The 16,734-nt window shown below is 55.3% G+C and carries 17 protein-coding genes and 1 pseudogene; 5 read left to right on the forward strand and 13 right to left on the reverse strand.

All coding sequences use genetic code 11. The features are described from left to right. From HHJ16_RS05965 to aat, 3 genes are all read right to left on the reverse strand, one after another. Nucleotides 1-666, reverse strand: a 666-nt coding sequence (locus HHJ16_RS05965; RefSeq protein WP_293641575.1) for an IclR family transcriptional regulator, incomplete at its 3' end; no start/stop codon positions are given. 61 nt (nucleotides 667-727) lie between these two features. Further along, nucleotides 728-1,516, reverse strand: a complete 789-nt coding sequence (locus HHJ16_RS05970) for an arginyltransferase (protein WP_293641576.1) — start codon at nucleotides 1,514-1,516, stop codon at nucleotides 728-730. Further along, nucleotides 1,513-2,280, reverse strand: a complete 768-nt coding sequence (gene aat / locus HHJ16_RS05975; RefSeq protein WP_293641577.1) for a leucyl/phenylalanyl-tRNA--protein transferase — start codon at nucleotides 2,278-2,280, stop codon at nucleotides 1,513-1,515. Before aat ends, HHJ16_RS05970 begins: the two co-directional genes overlap by 4 nt. 487 nt (nucleotides 2,281-2,767) lie before the next feature. Here aat and HHJ16_RS05980 point away from each other — a divergent pair, with 487 nt between their 5' ends. Both HHJ16_RS05980 and HHJ16_RS05985 read left to right on the forward strand, forming a co-directional pair. Next, the gene (locus HHJ16_RS05980; RefSeq protein ID WP_293641578.1) at nucleotides 2,768-3,370 is read left to right on the forward strand and encodes a VC1465 family Xer recombination activation factor; all 603 of its coding nucleotides are present in this window, start codon (nucleotides 2,768-2,770) and stop codon (nucleotides 3,368-3,370) included. Beyond that, the gene (locus HHJ16_RS05985; RefSeq protein WP_293641579.1) at nucleotides 3,367-3,855 is read left to right on the forward strand and encodes a hypothetical protein; all 489 of its coding nucleotides are present in this window, start codon (nucleotides 3,367-3,369) and stop codon (nucleotides 3,853-3,855) included. Before HHJ16_RS05980 ends, HHJ16_RS05985 begins: the two co-directional genes overlap by 4 nt. 216 nt (nucleotides 3,856-4,071) lie before the next feature. On the opposite strand, the gene HHJ16_RS05990 is transcribed toward HHJ16_RS05985, so the two are convergent. The 6 genes from HHJ16_RS05990 to mltG all read right to left on the reverse strand — a co-directional run bounded on the left by HHJ16_RS05990 (nucleotide 4,072) and on the right by mltG (nucleotide 8,895). After that, nucleotides 4,072-4,743, reverse strand: coding sequence for an ankyrin repeat domain-containing protein (locus tag HHJ16_RS05990; protein WP_293641580.1), 672 nt, complete (start codon nucleotides 4,741-4,743; stop codon nucleotides 4,072-4,074). Continuing rightward, the gene (locus HHJ16_RS05995) at nucleotides 4,740-5,534 is read right to left on the reverse strand and encodes a TatD family hydrolase (protein WP_293641581.1); all 795 of its coding nucleotides are present in this window, start codon (nucleotides 5,532-5,534) and stop codon (nucleotides 4,740-4,742) included. The genes HHJ16_RS05990 and HHJ16_RS05995 overlap by 4 nt, the downstream gene beginning before the upstream one ends. Before the next feature lie 98 nt (nucleotides 5,535-5,632). Next, nucleotides 5,633-6,013, reverse strand: coding sequence for a PilZ domain-containing protein (locus tag HHJ16_RS06000; protein ID WP_293641582.1), 381 nt, complete (start codon nucleotides 6,011-6,013; stop codon nucleotides 5,633-5,635). Between the two features lie 67 nt (nucleotides 6,014-6,080). Then, the gene (locus tag HHJ16_RS06005; protein WP_293641583.1) at nucleotides 6,081-7,196 is read right to left on the reverse strand and encodes a DNA polymerase III subunit delta'; all 1,116 of its coding nucleotides are present in this window, start codon (nucleotides 7,194-7,196) and stop codon (nucleotides 6,081-6,083) included. Further along, nucleotides 7,193-7,876, reverse strand: a complete 684-nt coding sequence (tmk, locus tag HHJ16_RS06010; RefSeq protein WP_293641584.1) for a dTMP kinase — start codon at nucleotides 7,874-7,876, stop codon at nucleotides 7,193-7,195. The genes HHJ16_RS06005 and tmk overlap by 4 nt, the downstream gene beginning before the upstream one ends. A gap of 5 nt (nucleotides 7,877-7,881) precedes the next feature. Continuing rightward, nucleotides 7,882-8,895, reverse strand: a complete 1,014-nt coding sequence (gene mltG / locus HHJ16_RS06015) for an endolytic transglycosylase MltG (protein WP_293641585.1) — start codon at nucleotides 8,893-8,895, stop codon at nucleotides 7,882-7,884. Between the two features lie 84 nt (nucleotides 8,896-8,979). On the opposite strand from mltG, the gene HHJ16_RS06020 reads away from it, so the two are divergent. The 3 genes from HHJ16_RS06020 to HHJ16_RS06030 all read left to right on the forward strand — a co-directional run bounded on the left by HHJ16_RS06020 (nucleotide 8,980) and on the right by HHJ16_RS06030 (nucleotide 11,909). Further along, on the forward strand, nucleotides 8,980-9,930 hold the full coding sequence (locus HHJ16_RS06020) for a folate-binding protein (RefSeq protein ID WP_293641586.1): 951 nt from the start codon (nucleotides 8,980-8,982) through the stop codon (nucleotides 9,928-9,930). Between the two features lie 24 nt (nucleotides 9,931-9,954). Continuing rightward, on the forward strand, nucleotides 9,955-10,875 hold the full coding sequence (locus HHJ16_RS06025) for an NRDE family protein (protein WP_293641588.1): 921 nt from the start codon (nucleotides 9,955-9,957) through the stop codon (nucleotides 10,873-10,875). 149 nt (nucleotides 10,876-11,024) lie between these two features. Next, nucleotides 11,025-11,909 (forward strand): CoA transferase, encoded by an 885-nt coding sequence (locus tag HHJ16_RS06030; protein WP_293641590.1) that lies wholly within the window; start codon nucleotides 11,025-11,027, stop codon nucleotides 11,907-11,909. Between the two features lie 153 nt (nucleotides 11,910-12,062). Here HHJ16_RS06030 and HHJ16_RS06035 read toward each other — a convergent pair whose 3' ends face one another. The 4 genes and pseudogenes from HHJ16_RS06035 to HHJ16_RS06050 all read right to left on the reverse strand — a co-directional run. Continuing rightward, complete coding sequence (locus HHJ16_RS06035) at nucleotides 12,063-12,683, reverse strand: response regulator (protein WP_293641591.1); 621 nt, start codon at nucleotides 12,681-12,683, stop codon at nucleotides 12,063-12,065. A gap of 457 nt (nucleotides 12,684-13,140) precedes the next feature. Beyond that, nucleotides 13,141-15,531: a YgiQ family radical SAM protein gene (locus tag HHJ16_RS06040; RefSeq protein ID WP_293641592.1), complete on the reverse strand. Its 2,391-nt coding sequence runs from the start codon at nucleotides 15,529-15,531 to the stop codon at nucleotides 13,141-13,143. A 241-nt stretch (nucleotides 15,532-15,772) separates the two neighbouring features. Next, on the reverse strand, nucleotides 15,773-16,234 hold the full coding sequence (locus tag HHJ16_RS06045) for a CHRD domain-containing protein (RefSeq protein WP_293641593.1): 462 nt from the start codon (nucleotides 16,232-16,234) through the stop codon (nucleotides 15,773-15,775). Nucleotides 16,235-16,439: 205 nt separating this feature from the next. Further along, a pseudogene (locus HHJ16_RS06050) lies at nucleotides 16,440-16,734 on the reverse strand (integrase core domain-containing protein); the annotation flags it as partial.

The following is a 16,734-nucleotide window of genomic DNA, read 5'->3' on the forward strand; positions in this document are numbered from 1 at the left end:
CAGTATGTTTTGATCGTCATAAATTCCGACGGCCATGCAACGTACCCCCAATTCCAACTCTTCATTGTCACGCGCAATGCCATATTGCCTGGCTTTGGATAACTCGCGTTCCAAGGCCGGCAATTGGGTGATGCTGTTTCGGGTCTGCCCCGACAAGCCCGTCCGCGTTGCATAGGTGCGTAAACGTTGAGGATCGTCAGAAGCCAAGAATAGCTTGCCTACGGAAGTCAGATGAAGCGGTGCTCGGCCCCCAATAGCCCGCACTACCTGCATGCCAGATCGCTCGCTGTAAGCACGTTCCACGTAAATTATTTCGTCACCTTGCCGAACACTCAGATTCACTGGTTGCTGGGTCAGCTTATGCAATTCGCGCATCGGAGTGAGTGCAGCATCGCGCACATTCAGCCGGGCCTTAACGAGATTTCCCAGTTCCAAGAGACGCATGCCGAGCCGATAACTACCCGCAGCCGGCCTTTCCACAAAACGCCCTGTTGCCAGATCGTTCAGGATGCGGTGGGCAGTGGACGGGTGCAGCCCTGACTTCCCGCTGATTTCTTTGAGTGACACTGCCTCCTCACGCGTTGCCAAAATTTCGAGGAGAGTAAATATTCGTTCAATCACTTGAACCGTCGGAATAGCAGGAATGGCGATGTCGGGCTTTTTCATGTGCAGACTTTCTGCATCAAATTTTACGCTGTGAAATAAAGAATCATCTGCTGATCCAACTTCAAGCCTCTTTTTTTTGTTTGTGAAGCCCGTGTTGGCTTATTGCCGAAGGCGTATCAAACAGTACCCATTGACCGTCAACCAATATTTCATTGGGACTGAATCGAGCTTTGTAATTCATTTTCGGACTTTCGGCGATCCAATAGCCCAAATATAGGTAAGGCAGGCCAATACGCTTCGCCTGCTCTATTTGCCAGAGCACGTTGTAGTTGCCGTAGCTCGCTTGGTCGTCTGGTTCGTAAAAAGTATAGACAGCAGAAATACCGTCTTCCAGCACATCGAGGATTGAGACCATCTTGAGCGCACCGGCCTCACCATTGGCCAGGCTCTCGCGAAACTCCACCAAGCGCGAATTGACACGGCTTTGGAGCAGGAATTGAGTGTATTGATCAATACTGTCGTGGTCCATCCCCCCTCCGGCGTGCCGACCGCGCTGGTAGCGCAGGTAGAGTTGGTAATGCTCCGGCACGAAACACAGTTTGAGTGTGCGCGCTTGCAGCGACTGGTGCCGATTCCAGGCGCGACGCTGGCTTCGGTCTGCTTTAAAGTTGCTGACGGGAACGCGTAACGGAACGCAGGCCTGGCACTTATCGCAGTAAGGTCGGTAGGTGAACATTCCACTGCGTCGAAACCCACTGGTCACAAGGCTTGAATACGCGTCGTTATGAATAAGGTGGCTGGGCGTAGCTACTTGTGAGCGGGCTTGCTTGCCCGGCAGGTAACTGCAAGGGTAGGGCGCTGTGGCATAAAACTGCAAGGTTTGCAGTGGCAGGTCTTTAAGGTGCGTCACGATGAGGTAAACGGTCCGGCCGTCAAAATTTGATTCCAGTATAAAGGGTCAAATCGCCAAGTGGGGGCGACTTTGCCAACGCTCTGATGAAGGTGTGATACGAACTCGGCGCGGCTGATTTCGGCCGCTCCCAGTGATGCAAGATGCCGGGTACTTTGCTGGCAATCGATCATCGGAATATGATGAATCCGACCGAAGGCCACTAAGGCAGCCAATGCAATTTTAGAGGCGTCGGTCTTGTGTGCGAACATGGACTCACCAAACACCATGCCGCCGAGATTGACGCAGTAAAGGCCTCCGGTAAGTTCACCTCCTACCCAAGTTTCTACGCTATGGGCGTGACCGGCCCTATGCAAGGCAGCATAGGCCCGTACCATGTCGGGAACAATCCAGGTGCCTGGTTGCCCGGCGCGGGGCTTGTTGGCACAGGCATTGATAACATGGTCGAAGTCACTGTCAAACCTGATTTCAAAGCTCGGATCATCCAGAAAATGCAGCAGAGTTTTGCGTAAAGACTGGTGCAGCTTGAAGTTAGTGGTTTTCAATACCATGCGCGGATCTGGACTCCACCACAGCACTGGCTGTCCCAGACTGAACCACGGGAAAATACCAAGGGAGTAGGCCTGAACCAAGGTGGAAACATCCAGCGTCGCGCCAGCGGCCAATAGACCCGGCGCAGGGTCCTGGTGACTCCAGGCATCGTTTAGAGGCGGAAAGCTTTCCCCTGAATTAAGCCAATGTATAGGGCGCGGTAGTTTTCCCATAGCTCCGTAGGTTATTGTTATGTGCATAAATTCGGCGCGAACCAGGACGTATCGGCAGCGGAATATGACTTGAAGTTGAGCATCGATTGGGTAACTCGTTTACCTCCGCGATGGAGTTGCTCACCGATAATGTCGAGGCACTTCGCTTGCCAAACGATGACTAGAGTTTGTTTGCCTGCATTAATCTTATCAATAGCCGCCACCTTGTTGGTACCGGTTGAATTTCACACCTTTGTTAATCACACGCTCGGCGTAGTTGAGCGAGCTGCTTGATTGCTATCGCCAGGGACTACTTTTTTGACCTAAGTATTGAAGTTACGAAGGATTCTTTCCATAACTTACGTAATCTAGCTCTTGGGTGTGCACAGAGGCGGTTCAAACAAAGAATATCGTTTTGCAAGCAACTTAACATAATATACATCGTGGAACATACAATCAAGGCCCGCAGATTCCCCTGAAAACCCGCCAAGCCCGGGAAAACCGCGCCATGCTTAGTTCTCGCTTTAAAGTGCTGTGTGCCGATGCAGGTCTGTCTATTGAGGAAGCTGCGAAACTTCTTCACGTCACACCGCGCACGATTCGGTATTGGTTTTCCGGCAAAGTCGGTGTGCCATATGCCGCCTATAAATTGGTGCGGGTGCTGCGCTGGTTTGAGTTGCCAGGTCGGGAGTGGCATGGTTGGCATTTCCACGGCGGTAAGCTCTGGACGCCTGAGGGTCATAGCTTCGAGCCTCATGACGCCACCTGGTGGTCGCTGCTGGTCAGACAAGCGCGCAATTTCAAGGTGCTATACCAACGTAACGGCCAGCTCTTACAGGCACTTGGAGTCCATGGCATGGCAGCGCCGGTGGGCGCCGGGGATGCGTCAGCGTCCCCAGAGCCCTTAGGTGCTGTCGTGCCGGGGTCTGCGGCCACCGCCGCAGACCGGCGCGAAGCGCCGGGCTCTAATTTATTTATAGAACACTTTAGGAAATTAGGGGTCATCGATTCGCGAAAAACACTGCCTGTCATTGGAGAAGGCTCAAAGTGGTCAGGCCAGAGCCTGAAGGGTAAAGTTTCGCATGGTGGAAAACAAGGGGCGAGGGTATGAACGCCCTCACCTGTCCTGAAACCGTCCAGACGATGGTTCAGAGCTTGCCAAAGTGGGTGCCGGGGATGGTTCGGTGGTCGGTCAAAGTGGCTAATCATGGGCCGCGCTGGGTGCCGGTGAGGCTTCGAGCTGCACCGCTGTGGTGCATGGCGCGGATCGTTCGGAGGGCGGTGGATCGGCTGCTGAGCGCTGAAATAGGCGCACCGGGGTATGGGGTGCAACCCCATGGAAGCGAAGCGCAACTGACTGCGCCTTGGCACTGGTGGCATAGAAAAGCCAATCCCGCAGGGTTGGCCCCCGACGCGAGGCACACCCTCAAAGCAGGAACAAACGCGCTCACGCGCCATGAAAAACCTGACCCCGAACCCAGCGGCTCCGCAGGAACGCAGGACCCTGAATTTAGCGGCTCCGCAGGAACGCAGGACCCTGAATTTAGCGGCTCCGTAGGAACGCAGGCTTCCAGCAGCGCCAAAAAATTTAACTAAATTTGAAAGAATTTCCAATGGAATCAATAACTTACGTAGCTATACATCGTGGAACATCTGAGTATTGTTTTCCGTGGTCTAGCTTTTTGCACTTCGCTACATGAGTGAGTTGTCCATACCTCCAGACTTCCTGTTTATCAAGTATGAGTTTTACAGCCTCGCGTCAACGCTCTTTGCCGCGCCATAAGCGGTCAGACTTTGCGCTGTTCTCGCGCACTACCATTGCCCAATTGGCCGCTTGCTGCGTATGACTGCTGCAATGGCTTCGGCCGAATCCGGCCGGTTGCCGCGCTGGGCGAACTGCAACGCGGTTAGGCCTTGTTTATTTTTGAGCTGTGAGTCAGCGCCTTCCTGCAGCAGTAGCTTGACTGCCGCAGGCGTTCCATACCGAGCCGCCATCATCAAGGGTGTGGTGCCGTTAGGCGATTCGGCGTCGATGTAGGCGCTGTTTTCGAGCAACAGACTGATGATGGTTAGCTGTCCGCTGCTGGCCGCGTAATGCAGTGGTGTCCAGCCGGTCTTATTAACATCGGCACCTCTTTTTATCAGCTTTTCGACCAAGTCCTGGTGACCTTCGAGCGCTGCCAGCATGAGCGGGCTTTCATCCTTGGCGTTGAGAAGGTTTACATCTGTTTTAGGCCAGTCGATCAACGCTTGCGCAGCGTTGAGTGAGGGTTCACGCACCGCAATATACAAGCCATCGAGGCCGTGTGGGTCGAGGGTATTGGCATCAAAACCACGCGCCAGAAGCTCTTTTATCTTGCCTGGATCATCCCGTTTAATGGCGATGAAGAAGTCGTCATAGGAGCCAGCATAAACCCCACTAAATCCAATAAAAACAAAGAGATAAATAACTGTTTTAATGTGATTTGCGAAGTTTTTTCTCATACCAAAACCGTGGTAAACAGCTGCTCAAAGTTGCGGCTGGTCGCCTCGCCGATAGCATCCAAAGGTTGTCGCTTGATTTCGGCAATCTGTTGCGCCACTAAAGGGACATACGATGGATTGTTGATTTTGCCGCGATAAGGCACGGGGGCCAAATAGGGACTATCGGTTTCGATCAGGATGCGGTCAAGCGGGACAAATCGGACTATCTCCCGTAGGTCGCCTGCATTTTTAAAAGTCAATATGCCTGAGAAGGAAATATAAAAACCGAGGTCAAGTGCAGCGCGAGCCACTGTTTCAGTCTCGGTGAAGCAGTGAAAGACGCCGCCTGCCCGCACTGCGTCTGCGTCCTCGCTTTTTTCTCTCAAAATGGAGAGAGTATCGTCCGAAGCGCTCCGGGTATGAATCACCAGCGGTTTCCCGGTCTGCCGAGAAGCTCGGATATGCACTCGAAAGCGCTCGCGCTGCCATTCCATGTCAGCTACAGTGCGCTCGCCAAGCCGAAAATAATCCAGTCCAGTTTCACCAATACCAACGACTTTCGGCAGGCTTGCACGCTGCACCAGGTCGGCCAGCGTGGGTTCCAGCACGCCTTCGTTGTCGGGGTGCACACCGACGGTTGACCAGAAGTTGTCATAGCGGGTGGCGAGATGGTGTACCGTCTCGAATTCTTCCAGCGTCGTACAAATGCACAGCGCCCTGTCCACCTGGGCGTCGTGCATGGCCTGGCGAATTTGCGGTAATTGGGCCTGTAGCTCGGGAAAGCTCAAGTGGCAATGGGAATCGGTAAACATTCAGAAAAATCTTTTAGGTATAAAACCTCTGCACAGCTTAAGCAGACCGTGCAACAAGCTGTTGAAATAGTCGCGTCCGTTTGCCGTTCCAATACTGCCTAAATAGTCTGCGTGGGTCGGTCAGAGGCCAGATGAACGCCCAAGATTTCTTCAATCTTGATCTTCAGCAGGCGGGATTTCTCGTCGGACGGAAACCTTACACCAACGCCCTGTGTTCGGTTACCTGAAGCGCGCGGCGGGGTGACCCAAGCCACTTTGCCAGCCACTGGATAGCGTTGGGTGTCATCGGGAAGCGTCAGCAAAACATAGACATCATCCCCAAGCTTGTACTCGCGGGTTGTCGGAATAAACACACCGCCTTCTTTAAACAAAGGAATGTAAGCGGCATAGAGCGCTGCCTTTTCCTTAATTGCCAGCTGAACAACGCTAGGCCGAGAGGTGGATGCGGCAGGGGAACTGACAGGTAACTTGGTGCTCATAAGGCGAGTTTATCGGTTTGATGGCCGAATTGCGATAGTTGTATGCCATTGCACGGTGCGTAGTCCGCTATTTGGCGTTAAGTGCTGCTTGGGCACGGCTGACCAACGACTCGAGCATCAAGCCCGGATTGTAAGGATGCTCCACGGTGCGAGTGAGCGCGGTTAATTCCTTGGACCAATTGGCAAGGGCGTAAAGACCAGGCCTGGCGGCAGGAGCGCTACCTGACCTGCTAGCGATCAGCGGAAGGTCGTCAGTGCTAAAAAAGCGCGGGGAAGCCCCCACCCTAAGCGCAAAAACGTCATGGCAAAGCTTCTGCAAAGCATCGACGGCTTGCGCGGGGGCCAAATGCGCCAATGCAGCGACCTCGCCCCGCGCCATGGCTTGCGGCAGGGCCTTCCAGTGCTCGGCAGCTTCCCTGGACGGACTATTTTGCGCCCAAGCCAGAGCATTGGCGGGGCGCCCGCCAGCCGCTATCAGCAACGTCTGCAAATCTGCCGTCCGGTGCGCGGGGGCAACCTTTTTGGAATTCCCCGCGCGCTCACCTAGGCGAGTAGTTTCATTTTCGAGCCAGGCCAATGCCTTATCGAAATTAGGCCAAACCATGGTGTGGCCAAGACAGCGACTGCGTAGGGTTGGAAGCAATTGGTGAGCCGCCTCGCTGGCCAGAATAAATTTAACGGGTCCGGGCGGCTCTTCCAGGGTTTTTAGCAGGGTATTGGCCGTGATGTTGTTCATGCGCTCGGCCGGAAACACCAATACCACTTTGGTGGTGCCGCGCGAGCGCGTGAACTGGGTAAATGACACGGCTTCCCGCGCTGCATCTACCTTGATTTCTTTGCTCGGCTTGCGCTTCTTGCTGTCTAAATCATCTTGCGTTTTTTCGTCTAGCGGCCACCCAAGGGCAAGCGACAAGGTTTCAGGCATCAGCATACAAAGGTCGGCGTGGGTGTGCACGTCCACAGCATGACAGCTGCCGCAAGTGCCGCAGGCACCATGAGCCGTAGCATGCTCGCACAGCCAAGCCCGAGCCAGCGCCAGCGCCAGCTCAAACTGCCCTAGCCCCGAAGGTCCGTTGAGCAGCCAGGCGTGCCCGCGTTGAGTCAGCAGGCTTTCCAGCTGGGTTTGCAACCAAGGAGCGAGGCGTTGGTCTTCGGCTGAGGTATCGGCACTTGCATCGCTCATGACAACCAGCCTTTAGCGACGACAACCTGCCGCACCGCCTGCCAAACCGCGTCGCGGGTTTGGGACGCGTCGATGCGGGCGAAGCGTTCGGGATGGCCGCGCTGGCGATCAGCATAGCCTTGAGCCACCTTGCGGAAAAACTCCAGCGGTTGAGATTCAAATTTATCGGGTAGCCGTGCACCGGCAAGCCGCACTGCGGCCGCCTCAGGAGGCAGGTCAAACCAGACCGTGAGGTGGGGTTCTATGACGGTTTCAACTTCGGGTTTCATCGGCGAGTTCCCGGCCGGGTCGCCCAAAAGCCCTTCGTCGGATTGCACCCATTGCTCCAGGGTCGACAGCAAGTCCAGGTCAAAACCGCGTCCTCCCCCTTGATAAGCAAATGTGGCGTCGGTGAATCGATCGCACAGCACCACGTCGCCACGTACCAATGCAGGGGCGATCACGTTCACCAAGTGATCACGGCGGGCCGCGAAAATCAGCAGGGCTTCGGTCAACGGATCCATGGCGTCGCCGAGCACCATGGCGCGAAGCTTTTCAGCCAGCGGTGTGCCGCCAGGTTCTCGAGTTAAGGTTACCGCCCTGCCCTGCGCACTAAACGCGTCAGCTAGACCCGAGATGTGTGTGGATTTACCCGCGCCATCTATGCCCTCAAAACTGATGAAAAGTCCGTGCATTGTCATTATGCTTACTGACCCCGAATGTATTTGTTGACGGCACGATTGTGTTCGTCCAGGCTGGCGCTGAATTGGCTACTCCCGCTCCCGTCATTCCGCGCCACAAAATAAAGTGCTTTGGTGGGCGCGGGCTGCACGGCCGCCAGCAAGGCGGCTTTGCCTGGCATGGCAATTGGCGTGGGCGGCAAACCGATGCGGGTGTAGGTGTTGTAAGGCGTGTCGCTCAGCAAGTCGCGTTTGCGCAAGAGGCCATCAAACTGCGCGCCCAAACCATAAATCACGGTTGGATCAGTCTGAAGCGGCATCCCGATGCGCAGTCGGTTGCTAAAGACACCTCCGATTTGCGGCCGGTCGGCGGGTTTGCCAGTCTCTTTTTCTACAATACTCGCTAATATCAGGGCCTCCTCCGGCGTTTTTAGGGGTGTAGCCGGGCTCCGCATGGCCCAAGCGACGCCCAACCGCTGATCCATAGCCCGGGCGGCTCGCTTTAGCACCGTCAGATCGCTGGACCCTTTGGCATAAGTGTAGGTGTCTGGGAAGAATCGGCCTTCAGGATAGACCCCAGGTTTATTCAGTTCTTGCATGATTATTTCGGGGCTTAGACCAAGCGTATCAGGCGCAAGCTGCTCTGCTTTTTGCAGCGCGACTCTCACTTGGCTGAAGGTCCATCCTTCTACTAGAGTGACGCTTTTGAGGGTTTCTTCGCCGCGCACCAACATTCTTAATAGTTTGCGGGGCGTAGTACCGGACACCAGTTCATAGCTCCCGGCCTTAATCTGCCGGGCCTGACCCGAAATTCGGAACCAAGCCTGCAGTAACAGCACCGGCACAACGGCACCACTGGCTACGACCACTGCGGCTACGCCGCTGGCGGTTGTGCCAGGTTCGATTTCAAGGTCTAAAACCTGGCTGCCGGGCTTCAAGTGCAATGCCATGGGCTGGTTTACCCACCAGCCAACGGCACCGCCCAGCAGGAGTGCGCCGGCAAATACCAGTATCACGAAACTTTTAAAGACACGACGCACAGCTGAACTACCTTTTCAATACAGAACGGAAAATCAGAGGACTATGATAATTCAGGCCATTCCTCCAACCACACCAGAGCGCCCATGCCCATGCCCAGCATTGCCCTAGATATTTCAGGTGTCGTAGAACTGACGCACCTCGGCGTGATTCGCGTGACTGGCGAAGAGGCCGTGAAGTTTCTGCAGAGCCAGTTGACCCAGGACATCGCCTTGCTGGCGCTGTCGGAGGCGCACCTGGCCGCGTTCTGTAATGCCAAAGGCCGCATGCAGGCGAGCTTCATCGTATTCAAGCGAATCCAAGGTAGCGAGGAAGAAGTCCTGCTGGTATGCAGTCGCGACCTTCTCGCCACTACACTGAGGCGCCTGTTGATGTTCGTAATGCGCGCAAAAGTCAAACTCATCGACGCCAGCAATGATTTTACGCTGTATGGTGTGGCCGGAAATGCTATTGAATTAATAGCTAAAGACACATGCCCCGCGTGGACCAAGGCTGATGTTGGCGATGGAAACTTGGTGTATTTATACCCTGGCGCAGATGTAGCGCGTGCGCTCTGGTGCTTGCCTGCCAGTTCGTCGATACCTGGCGGCCCATCCATCGCCCTGACCCTTTGGCACTGGCTGGATGTTCAGTCCGGCATTGCCATGATTACCCGGCCTATTTTTGAGGCTTTTGTGCCGCAAATGCTTAATTACGAATCTGTCGGGGGCGTGAGTTTTAAAAAAGGTTGCTACCCCGGCCAGGAAGTCGTTGCGCGGAGTCAGTTTCGCGGCACGCTGAAACGGCGGGCCTATGTCGCGCATACCCAGGGAACGCCGGTTGTTGGACAAGAAGTGTTTCAAGCCCGTGACACGGAACAACCCTGCGGCCTGGTGGCTGCCTGTGCAGCAAATCCGTCAGGCGGATTTGACGCCATCGTGTCGATGCAGACTTCAGCCGCTGCCGACTCGGCTGATGGCCGTCTTAGCTTGGGAAGTAGCTCGGGCGCTCCTTTGGCGCTGCTGCCCCTTCCCTATCCCCTGCTCCAGGATATCTGAACGCATGAACTCGCGGGCTTCACAGTGTGCCTGATTGCGTTTGCTATCGGCGCCTCAACCCGCTGGCCGCTGGTGATTGCAGCCAACCGCGACGAGTTTTTGAACCGTCCGACCCGGCCTCTGGAAATCTGGCGGTCAGACTCTGGTCAAGAGATCATCTCCGGCCGCGACCTGCGTGCTGGTGGAACCTGGATGGGCATCACCCGCGGTGGTCGGGTGGCTTTTCTCACCAATGTGCGGGAGGCTCATCCATTGGCCGCGTCGCGTTCTCGAGGAGAGCTGGTCACGCGCTGGCTTGACCAGTCATGCGACGCCAACGCGTTTGCTCTGACGCTTGAGGAACATCACGCAGCTTATGGCGGCTTCAACCTGGTGCTGGGTGACTTTCAGCGAAACGCCTGGACTTGGCTTACAAACAAATTCGCAACCGGCACGTCCGCTTGGCATAGCCAGTCTCTGCCGCCCGGGGTGTACGCCCTTTCGAATGCGGCGCTAAACACCCCGTGGCCAAAGGCCTGCGCCCTAAAAGCCATCCTCACTGCCGCCTTGACTGCACAAGCTGGTACGCCTGAGCCACACGCCGTGCAGGCGCTGCAATCGTTATTGTGGGCGGCGCTAGCTAGCCGGAAACGCGCCCCTCGCGAAAATCTACCCTCTAGCGGTGTACCTTTGGCGCTGGAGGAGGCACTGTCAAGTGCATTTGTCGAGTCGCCCGACCACGCCTATGGCACGCGCAGCAGCACCGTATTACTGGCTAGCGCGCAGCATAGCCTCACCGGCGCGGAGCACTGGAATGTTCAAGTAGAAGAGCACACACCTCGGCGTGACCGGTGCGGGCAACTGCAAGGGGGTGATCAGGCGGACGCTATTCCTAACCACGGCCTCACGCCACCACAGAGCAGCTGCTACGTGATTCCCTGGTATCAACGCCAGCTCAGACGTTAGCGCCAATGATTGCGATACGGTCCGTCGCTGCGGCTTATGCGTCTGTCACGGGGTCGATGCGACCAATAGTATGTTCAAAATATATCCAGCTGAATCTTCGTCGACTCCCCAAACACGCGATCAACTGAGCAGCCTACAAGCGAGACATCATGGTCAGAAAAACCGCCTCCCACTTCTCCGTCAAATCTCTGCGCGGCACCCGCGTGTTGAGCCTGGCACTCAATTTGCCTGGCCCTGCGGCGCTGATGCGTTGCCAGCAAATGGGCGCGCGCTGCATTAAATTGGAGCCCCCCAGTGGTGACCCAATGGGCCACTACAGCAAACCTTCTTATGCGCAACTGCATGAAGGCGTGAAAGTATTGGTGGCTGACTTAAAGACTGAAGCGGGCCAAAATGTGCTTCACCGCGAGCTGGCTAAAGCGGATGTGTTGCTGACCTCGTTTCGACCCTCAGCGCTGGTAAAACTGGGCTTGACATGGAAGTCTCTTCACCGCCAACACCCGCACCTGAGCCAGATCGCCATCGTCGGCAGCCCAGGTGAGCGAGCCGACGAACCCGGCCACGATCTCACCTACCTGGCCGAAAAAGGCCTGGTGCCCGGCTTGGATCTACCCGCATCCTTGTATGCCGACATGGGCGGCTCTTTGATGGCCAGCGAAGCAATACTGCAAGCCACCATGGCGCAGCGCATCAAAGGTCAAGGCGTGTACATTGAGGTGGCGCTGTCGAATGCCGCGGCTTATTTGGCCTTGCCGCTGCAATGGGGCCTGACGCAGCCGAGTGGATCAGTCGGCGGCGCCCACGCCGGTTATCGAATTTATCCCTGCAAGGATGGCCGCGTGGCCGTCGCTGCCCTGGAGCCTCACTTTGCCGCCGCTTTGTGCGAGGCGGCTGGCGCTCCGGCCTTCGACATGCGTGCCATGTTCGCTCCGGCCACGCATGAACTCATCGCTGGTTTCTTGCTCACCCAGACGCGCAGGCAATTGGACAATCTCGCCGGAGCGAAGGACATTCCGCTGCACACGATGGTCTGAATGCGCACGGCCTGAAATAGACTCATTACTCATCGGCCCATCATAAATAGCCCGCCGGAAGCTACCAGAAAATAGCAGCCTGACAGTTGACTGGGTTGGCTGAAGAGACCGTGCGTTAAAGAGCCATAACCAAATCTCTGGCTCTTGTAAATCTCAGCTTGAAATCAGTTTTCGCTTTCGATTACCCAGCAACGCTACGAAGTACCCATTGAGCCAGCTCATGTCCAACGGTTTTCCCAAAAGAACCGTATTTTCGGGCAACCCGCCTCGCTCGGCTACTTGGGTTTCACTAAGGCCGGTGAGCGCCAAGACAGAGATGTCGGCAAAAGAGGGATTGGCCCGCAGCGTTCTTAGTAACTCGAAGCCATCTACCCCGGGCATATTCAGATCTGTGATCAAAACGTCCGGGTGTAAAGAGGCCATGTCAATCAACGCGTCGATTGCCGAGGCCATCGCAGTGCAATCAATTGGCAGGTTCCATTGCTCGACCATGCTTTTGATCAATTCGCGGGTAAGGGCATCGTCTTCAACTACAAGAAGCTTAAGCGCGGCTTCATTCGCGCGCCGGGATGAGACTTTTAGGTGGTGTCGCTTCTGGTAGTCGAGTATCGACTGCATTGAAATTCGCCGGTGGCCTCCACCCGTTTTCCATGCCCGCAGCTCGTTTTTTTCTACCAATGCCTGAACAGTTCCTACCGAAAGGTCAAGCAGCATCGCAGCATAGGAAGTACCGCAAAACTCTTCCGCCGACTTTGGGAGAATATCAATTTTCATAGCTCTTTCAACGCAATTTGAACCGAATGAGTTTACACATTTTCACTTCTTTTTTAAATTTTTCTCAAATGGAAATCCATTACTTTTTTGTAAAAATACTACTTATTTTTTACAAAGTAAAAAATTGGTTTTGAAAATTACTTCGCAATACGAACTGGCTGTTCGATTCAAAATTCTTCTAGATCATTTTTTGGCGACGGTGCCCTCCCGTGATCGGCCAAGCGCGCCCTTGCCATTCAGGAGTATTGCAACCGCCCTTCATCCTGGCGGCTATATTGTTCTTGCAACTTTACGTCCAAGCAAATTGCCGAAAAGAACAAGTTAATACACGCAACGGGTCTCTAACCCGCCGGACCCGGTGTTTCTGGGAAAAGCGGGAATGCTGTCAAGTTAATCGTGGCTCCGCGCGATCTCCAGGGATCAGAAGAATTTCAAGCCTAAAGAATCAATTATTAGCTTAGCGCAGTCTGCGCAGTAATTTGCCTGCGGTCTTACCCGAACCGTTTTCCCTTGGCGGAAGTCCAGTGTGCTGGGTCAGGATTCGACCTTTAACCGTAGGCGTAACCTGAGTCACGGAGCTTGTCGAGTTTTTGCGGCGTGCACTGCTATAACCGCCACCGGTCAGCGGCTGATAGGTTGGAATCAGGTGGTTCTTGCCGTTGCCAATCAAATCCACGCGGCCCATGCTTTTAAGAGCTTCCCGCAGCAATGGCCAGTTGATGGGATCGTGGTAGCGCAAAAACGCCTTGTGCAGGCGCCGGCGACGATCGCCGCGAACGACGTCGACGGTTTCGCTGTCCCGCGTGATTTTGCGAAGCGGATTCTTGTTCGTGTGGTACATCGCCGTGGCTGTGGCCATCGGCGAGGGATAAAAAGTTTGCACCTGATCAGCCCTAAAACCATTTTTCTTGAGCCAGATTGCAAGGTTCATCATGTCCTCATCGCTGGTACCAGGATGGGCCGCGATGAAATAGGGTATTAAAAATTGCTTTTTGCCCGCTTCAAGTGTGTATTTCTCGAACATCTGCTTGAACTTATCGTAGTTGCCGATGCCGGGTTTCATCATCTTGGTTAACGGCCCCTGTTCAGTGTGCTCAGGCGCGATCTTGAGATATCCGCCCACATGGTGCGAGACGAGTTCTTTCACATACTCAGGGCTTTGCAAGGCCAGGTCGTAACGCAGGCCAGAACTAATGAGTATCTTTTTCACGCCTTTGAGTGCCCGCGCACGGCGATACATCTTGATCAGCGGATTGTGATCGGTGTTCAGATTTTGGCAAATGCCCGGGTAAACACAGGAGGGCTTGCGGCAGGCGGCTTCAATTTCGGGTGATTTGCAGCCGATGCGGTACATGTTCGCGGTGGGACCGCCCAAGTCGGATATCGCTCCGGTAAATCCTTTGACCGTATCGCGGATCGCTTCAATTTCGCGGATGACCGAGTCTTCTGACCGACTCTGGATGATCCGGCCTTCGTGTTCTGTGATTGAACAAAAGGTGCAGCCGCCGAAGCAGCCGCGCATGATGTTGATGCTAAAGCGGATCATTTCCCAAGCAGGAATCTTGGTAGCGTGGTCATGGCTGCCGTTTTCGTCGGCATAACTGGGGTGTGGTGAACGCGCGTAAGGCAGATCAAAGACATAGTCCATCTCGACCGTCGTTAGCGGAATGGGAGGCGGGGTGATCCAAACGTCGCGCGCAGTAGCGCCCTCACCGTGGGCCTGTACCAGCGCTCTGGCATTTCCTGGATTGGTTTCCAGGTGCAACACGCGATTGGCGTGGGCATACAGCACAGCGTCGCTTTTGACCTGCTCATACGAAGGCAGGCGAATGACTGAGCGATCGCGCGGCGGGACCTTGACTTTGCCCTGCATGGAGGACAGGTTCGGGTTGGGCACAAAAGTCAAAGGTTTGACAACGGGATTGGCGTTTTCCGAGGCTGTCTTTTTAGGATGCACGAGGGCCGGCGATCCCGCCGTCTCGGCTTTCACAGCCACCTCAGCCGCCTCATCTTCGCGGGCGCACGTGGCACCCTGCTCTTTGGCCTGCTCCGAAATTATCATGTAGGGATTGACGTGCGCTTCCACGCGACCCGGCGCATCAACACTGGTGGAATCGATCTCGTACCAGCCCTGCGCGGTCTTGTCGCCAATTCGGCGAATAAAAGCGGTGCCGCGAATGTCGGTCATGGTCGCAACGGATTCCTTAGCGGCCAAGCGGTGCGCAACTTCGACAATAGCGCGTTCGGCGTTGCCGTATAGGAGCAAGTCACATTTCGAGTCCACCACCACACTGCGGCGGACTTTGTCAGACCAGTAGTCGTAGTGCGCAATGCGCCGAAGCGAGCCTTCAATTCCGCCAAGAATGATCGGGATTTCTTTGTAGGCTTCCTTGCAGCGCTGTGAATACACCAGTGCTGCACGGTCAGGGCGCTTTCCGCCAATATCGCCGGGCGTGTAAGCGTCGTCACTACGAATCTTTCGATCCGCTGTGTAGCGGTTGATCATCGAGTCCATGTTGCCGGCTGCCACGCCAAAAAACAGGTTGGGCTTGCCCAGTACCTTGAACGACTCAGCGCTTTGCCACTCGGGCTGCGCAATGATCCCTACGCGAAACCCCTGTGCTTCCAGCAGACGCCCGATCACCGCCATGCCGAAGCTGGGATGGTCTACGTAGGCGTCGCCGGTGACGATGATGATGTCGCAACTGTCCCAACCGAGCACGTCCATTTCCGCCCGGCTAGTCGGCAGGAATTTGGCCGTACCAAAGCGAGCGGCCCAGTACTTCCGGTAACTGGGTAGCGGCTTTGCAGAGCGCATGAAGAAAGAGACGTCGACGGGGGCGTTCATGAGGGCGATCGGTAAGAACCGCGGCCATTATCTTGTGGTAACGCCTACGATTTAAAAATAACCCTCAATCTTAAGGTTTTAAACCTCTCCCCGCACTTGACAGGGACTTTTAGGCGCTCTCGGCGCTTTTGTAGCAGCACGTTGAGCCCCAAAAAAGTTTTAACACTGGATCCAATCTGGAATCGGCCTCAGCCCCTAAGAGGAGGACCGACCTATCGATTCGAAATCAACCGACCGGGAGTCAGTAACGAGCCGTCATCTGGCCGCGCACTTCTCCGCCGGGATTGGCCGCCGTATGGATGTTGGCGTACCAGCGGCCGGCCACCAAGTCAGCCGCTTGCGCTGGCGTTAAAGTGGCACTTCCTTCCATCGGGCTAACGATCGGGCCTGGCCACGGAAGGGCAACGCCTGCGTTGGCACCGATGGCAGCAGGGCCGTGGAAGTGGGCCGCAGTGGCGGGTCCCGTTAGGCTGGCGAAGGTGACTTTCCAACGAAGCAGGTTGGTGTCCTTGTCAAGCATTGCGTCGACCGACCCGGTGCCTTGGCTGGCATTGGTCGGCATCTCGTTGGCAGCACGGAGCTGAGTGGTGAAGGCAACCAGATTCGACTGGCGGTTCATCATGCCGCAGCCCGATATGGCGGCAACGGCCGCCACAGTGATGACAGCAAGGGAAATGCGGGTGGCTTGGCGACGTGTTCGCATGGTTCGTTCCTTTAAGTTATCAAACAAATTTCATAGGCACAGAGCCCACATGATCTTAGGGCAAATCCGATGTGGTCGTCGTGTTTGACCACGACTTGGCCGTCTTGAATTCCGGCTGGGTGTTGAAGCAAGTTGCCGTCATCCATTTCCTACAAAAGTACGCCATTGAACCTGCCCCTGTTTGACGTACCCCTTAGCTGCTCGACTATGCGGCCTTCAATAGCTGTGCCGCGTGCCAGCTGTTCTCAAACTGCATCGGGCTGACGTAGCCCAATGTCGAGTGAATTCTGCGGTGGTTGTAGAACGTCATCCAGTCAATGACCTCATTCATGGCCTGCCTGCGTGTCGCGAATTTTCTGCCGTACAAACGGCCCACTTTCAGGCGACCCCAGAAGCTATCCGTGGGGGGCATTATCCCAACAATCGCCTTTGCGACTCATCGAGCTTTTCATCTTGTAGCGCGCCAGTGCTGACTGGAATTCGTGGCCGCAGTATTGGGC

It is taken from the genome of Polaromonas sp., assembly GCF_012927485.1.
GTDB lineage: Bacteria > Pseudomonadota > Gammaproteobacteria > Burkholderiales > Burkholderiaceae_C > Polaromonas.

Bases quoted from the DNA above. Each gene is read 5' to 3' on its own strand.
- tmk (WP_293641584.1), bottom strand. From the start codon at position 7,876: ATGACAATGCACGGACTTTTCATCAGTTTTGAGGGCATAGATGGCGCG.
- HHJ16_RS06045 (WP_293641593.1), bottom strand. From the start codon at position 16,234: ATGCGAACACGTCGCCAAGCCACCCGCATTTCCCTTGCTGTCATCACT.
- HHJ16_RS06035 (WP_293641591.1), bottom strand. From the start codon at position 12,683: ATGAAAATTGATATTCTCCCAAAGTCGGCGGAAGAGTTTTGCGGTACT.
- HHJ16_RS05985 (WP_293641579.1), top strand. From the start codon at position 3,367: ATGAACGCCCTCACCTGTCCTGAAACCGTCCAGACGATGGTTCAGAGC.
- HHJ16_RS05990 (WP_293641580.1), bottom strand. From the start codon at position 4,743: ATGAGAAAAAACTTCGCAAATCACATTAAAACAGTTATTTATCTCTTT.
- HHJ16_RS06040 (WP_293641592.1), bottom strand. From the start codon at position 15,531: ATGAACGCCCCCGTCGACGTCTCTTTCTTCATGCGCTCTGCAAAGCCG.
- HHJ16_RS06030 (WP_293641590.1), top strand. From the start codon at position 11,025: ATGGTCAGAAAAACCGCCTCCCACTTCTCCGTCAAATCTCTGCGCGGC.
- HHJ16_RS06000 (WP_293641582.1), bottom strand. From the start codon at position 6,013: ATGAGCACCAAGTTACCTGTCAGTTCCCCTGCCGCATCCACCTCTCGG.
- HHJ16_RS05995 (WP_293641581.1), bottom strand. From the start codon at position 5,534: ATGTTTACCGATTCCCATTGCCACTTGAGCTTTCCCGAGCTACAGGCC.
- HHJ16_RS06005 (WP_293641583.1), bottom strand. From the start codon at position 7,196: ATGAGCGATGCAAGTGCCGATACCTCAGCCGAAGACCAACGCCTCGCT.
- HHJ16_RS05980 (WP_293641578.1), top strand. From the start codon at position 2,768: ATGCTTAGTTCTCGCTTTAAAGTGCTGTGTGCCGATGCAGGTCTGTCT.
- aat (WP_293641577.1), bottom strand. From the start codon at position 2,280: ATGGGAAAACTACCGCGCCCTATACATTGGCTTAATTCAGGGGAAAGC.
- HHJ16_RS06020 (WP_293641586.1), top strand. From the start codon at position 8,980: ATGCCCATGCCCAGCATTGCCCTAGATATTTCAGGTGTCGTAGAACTG.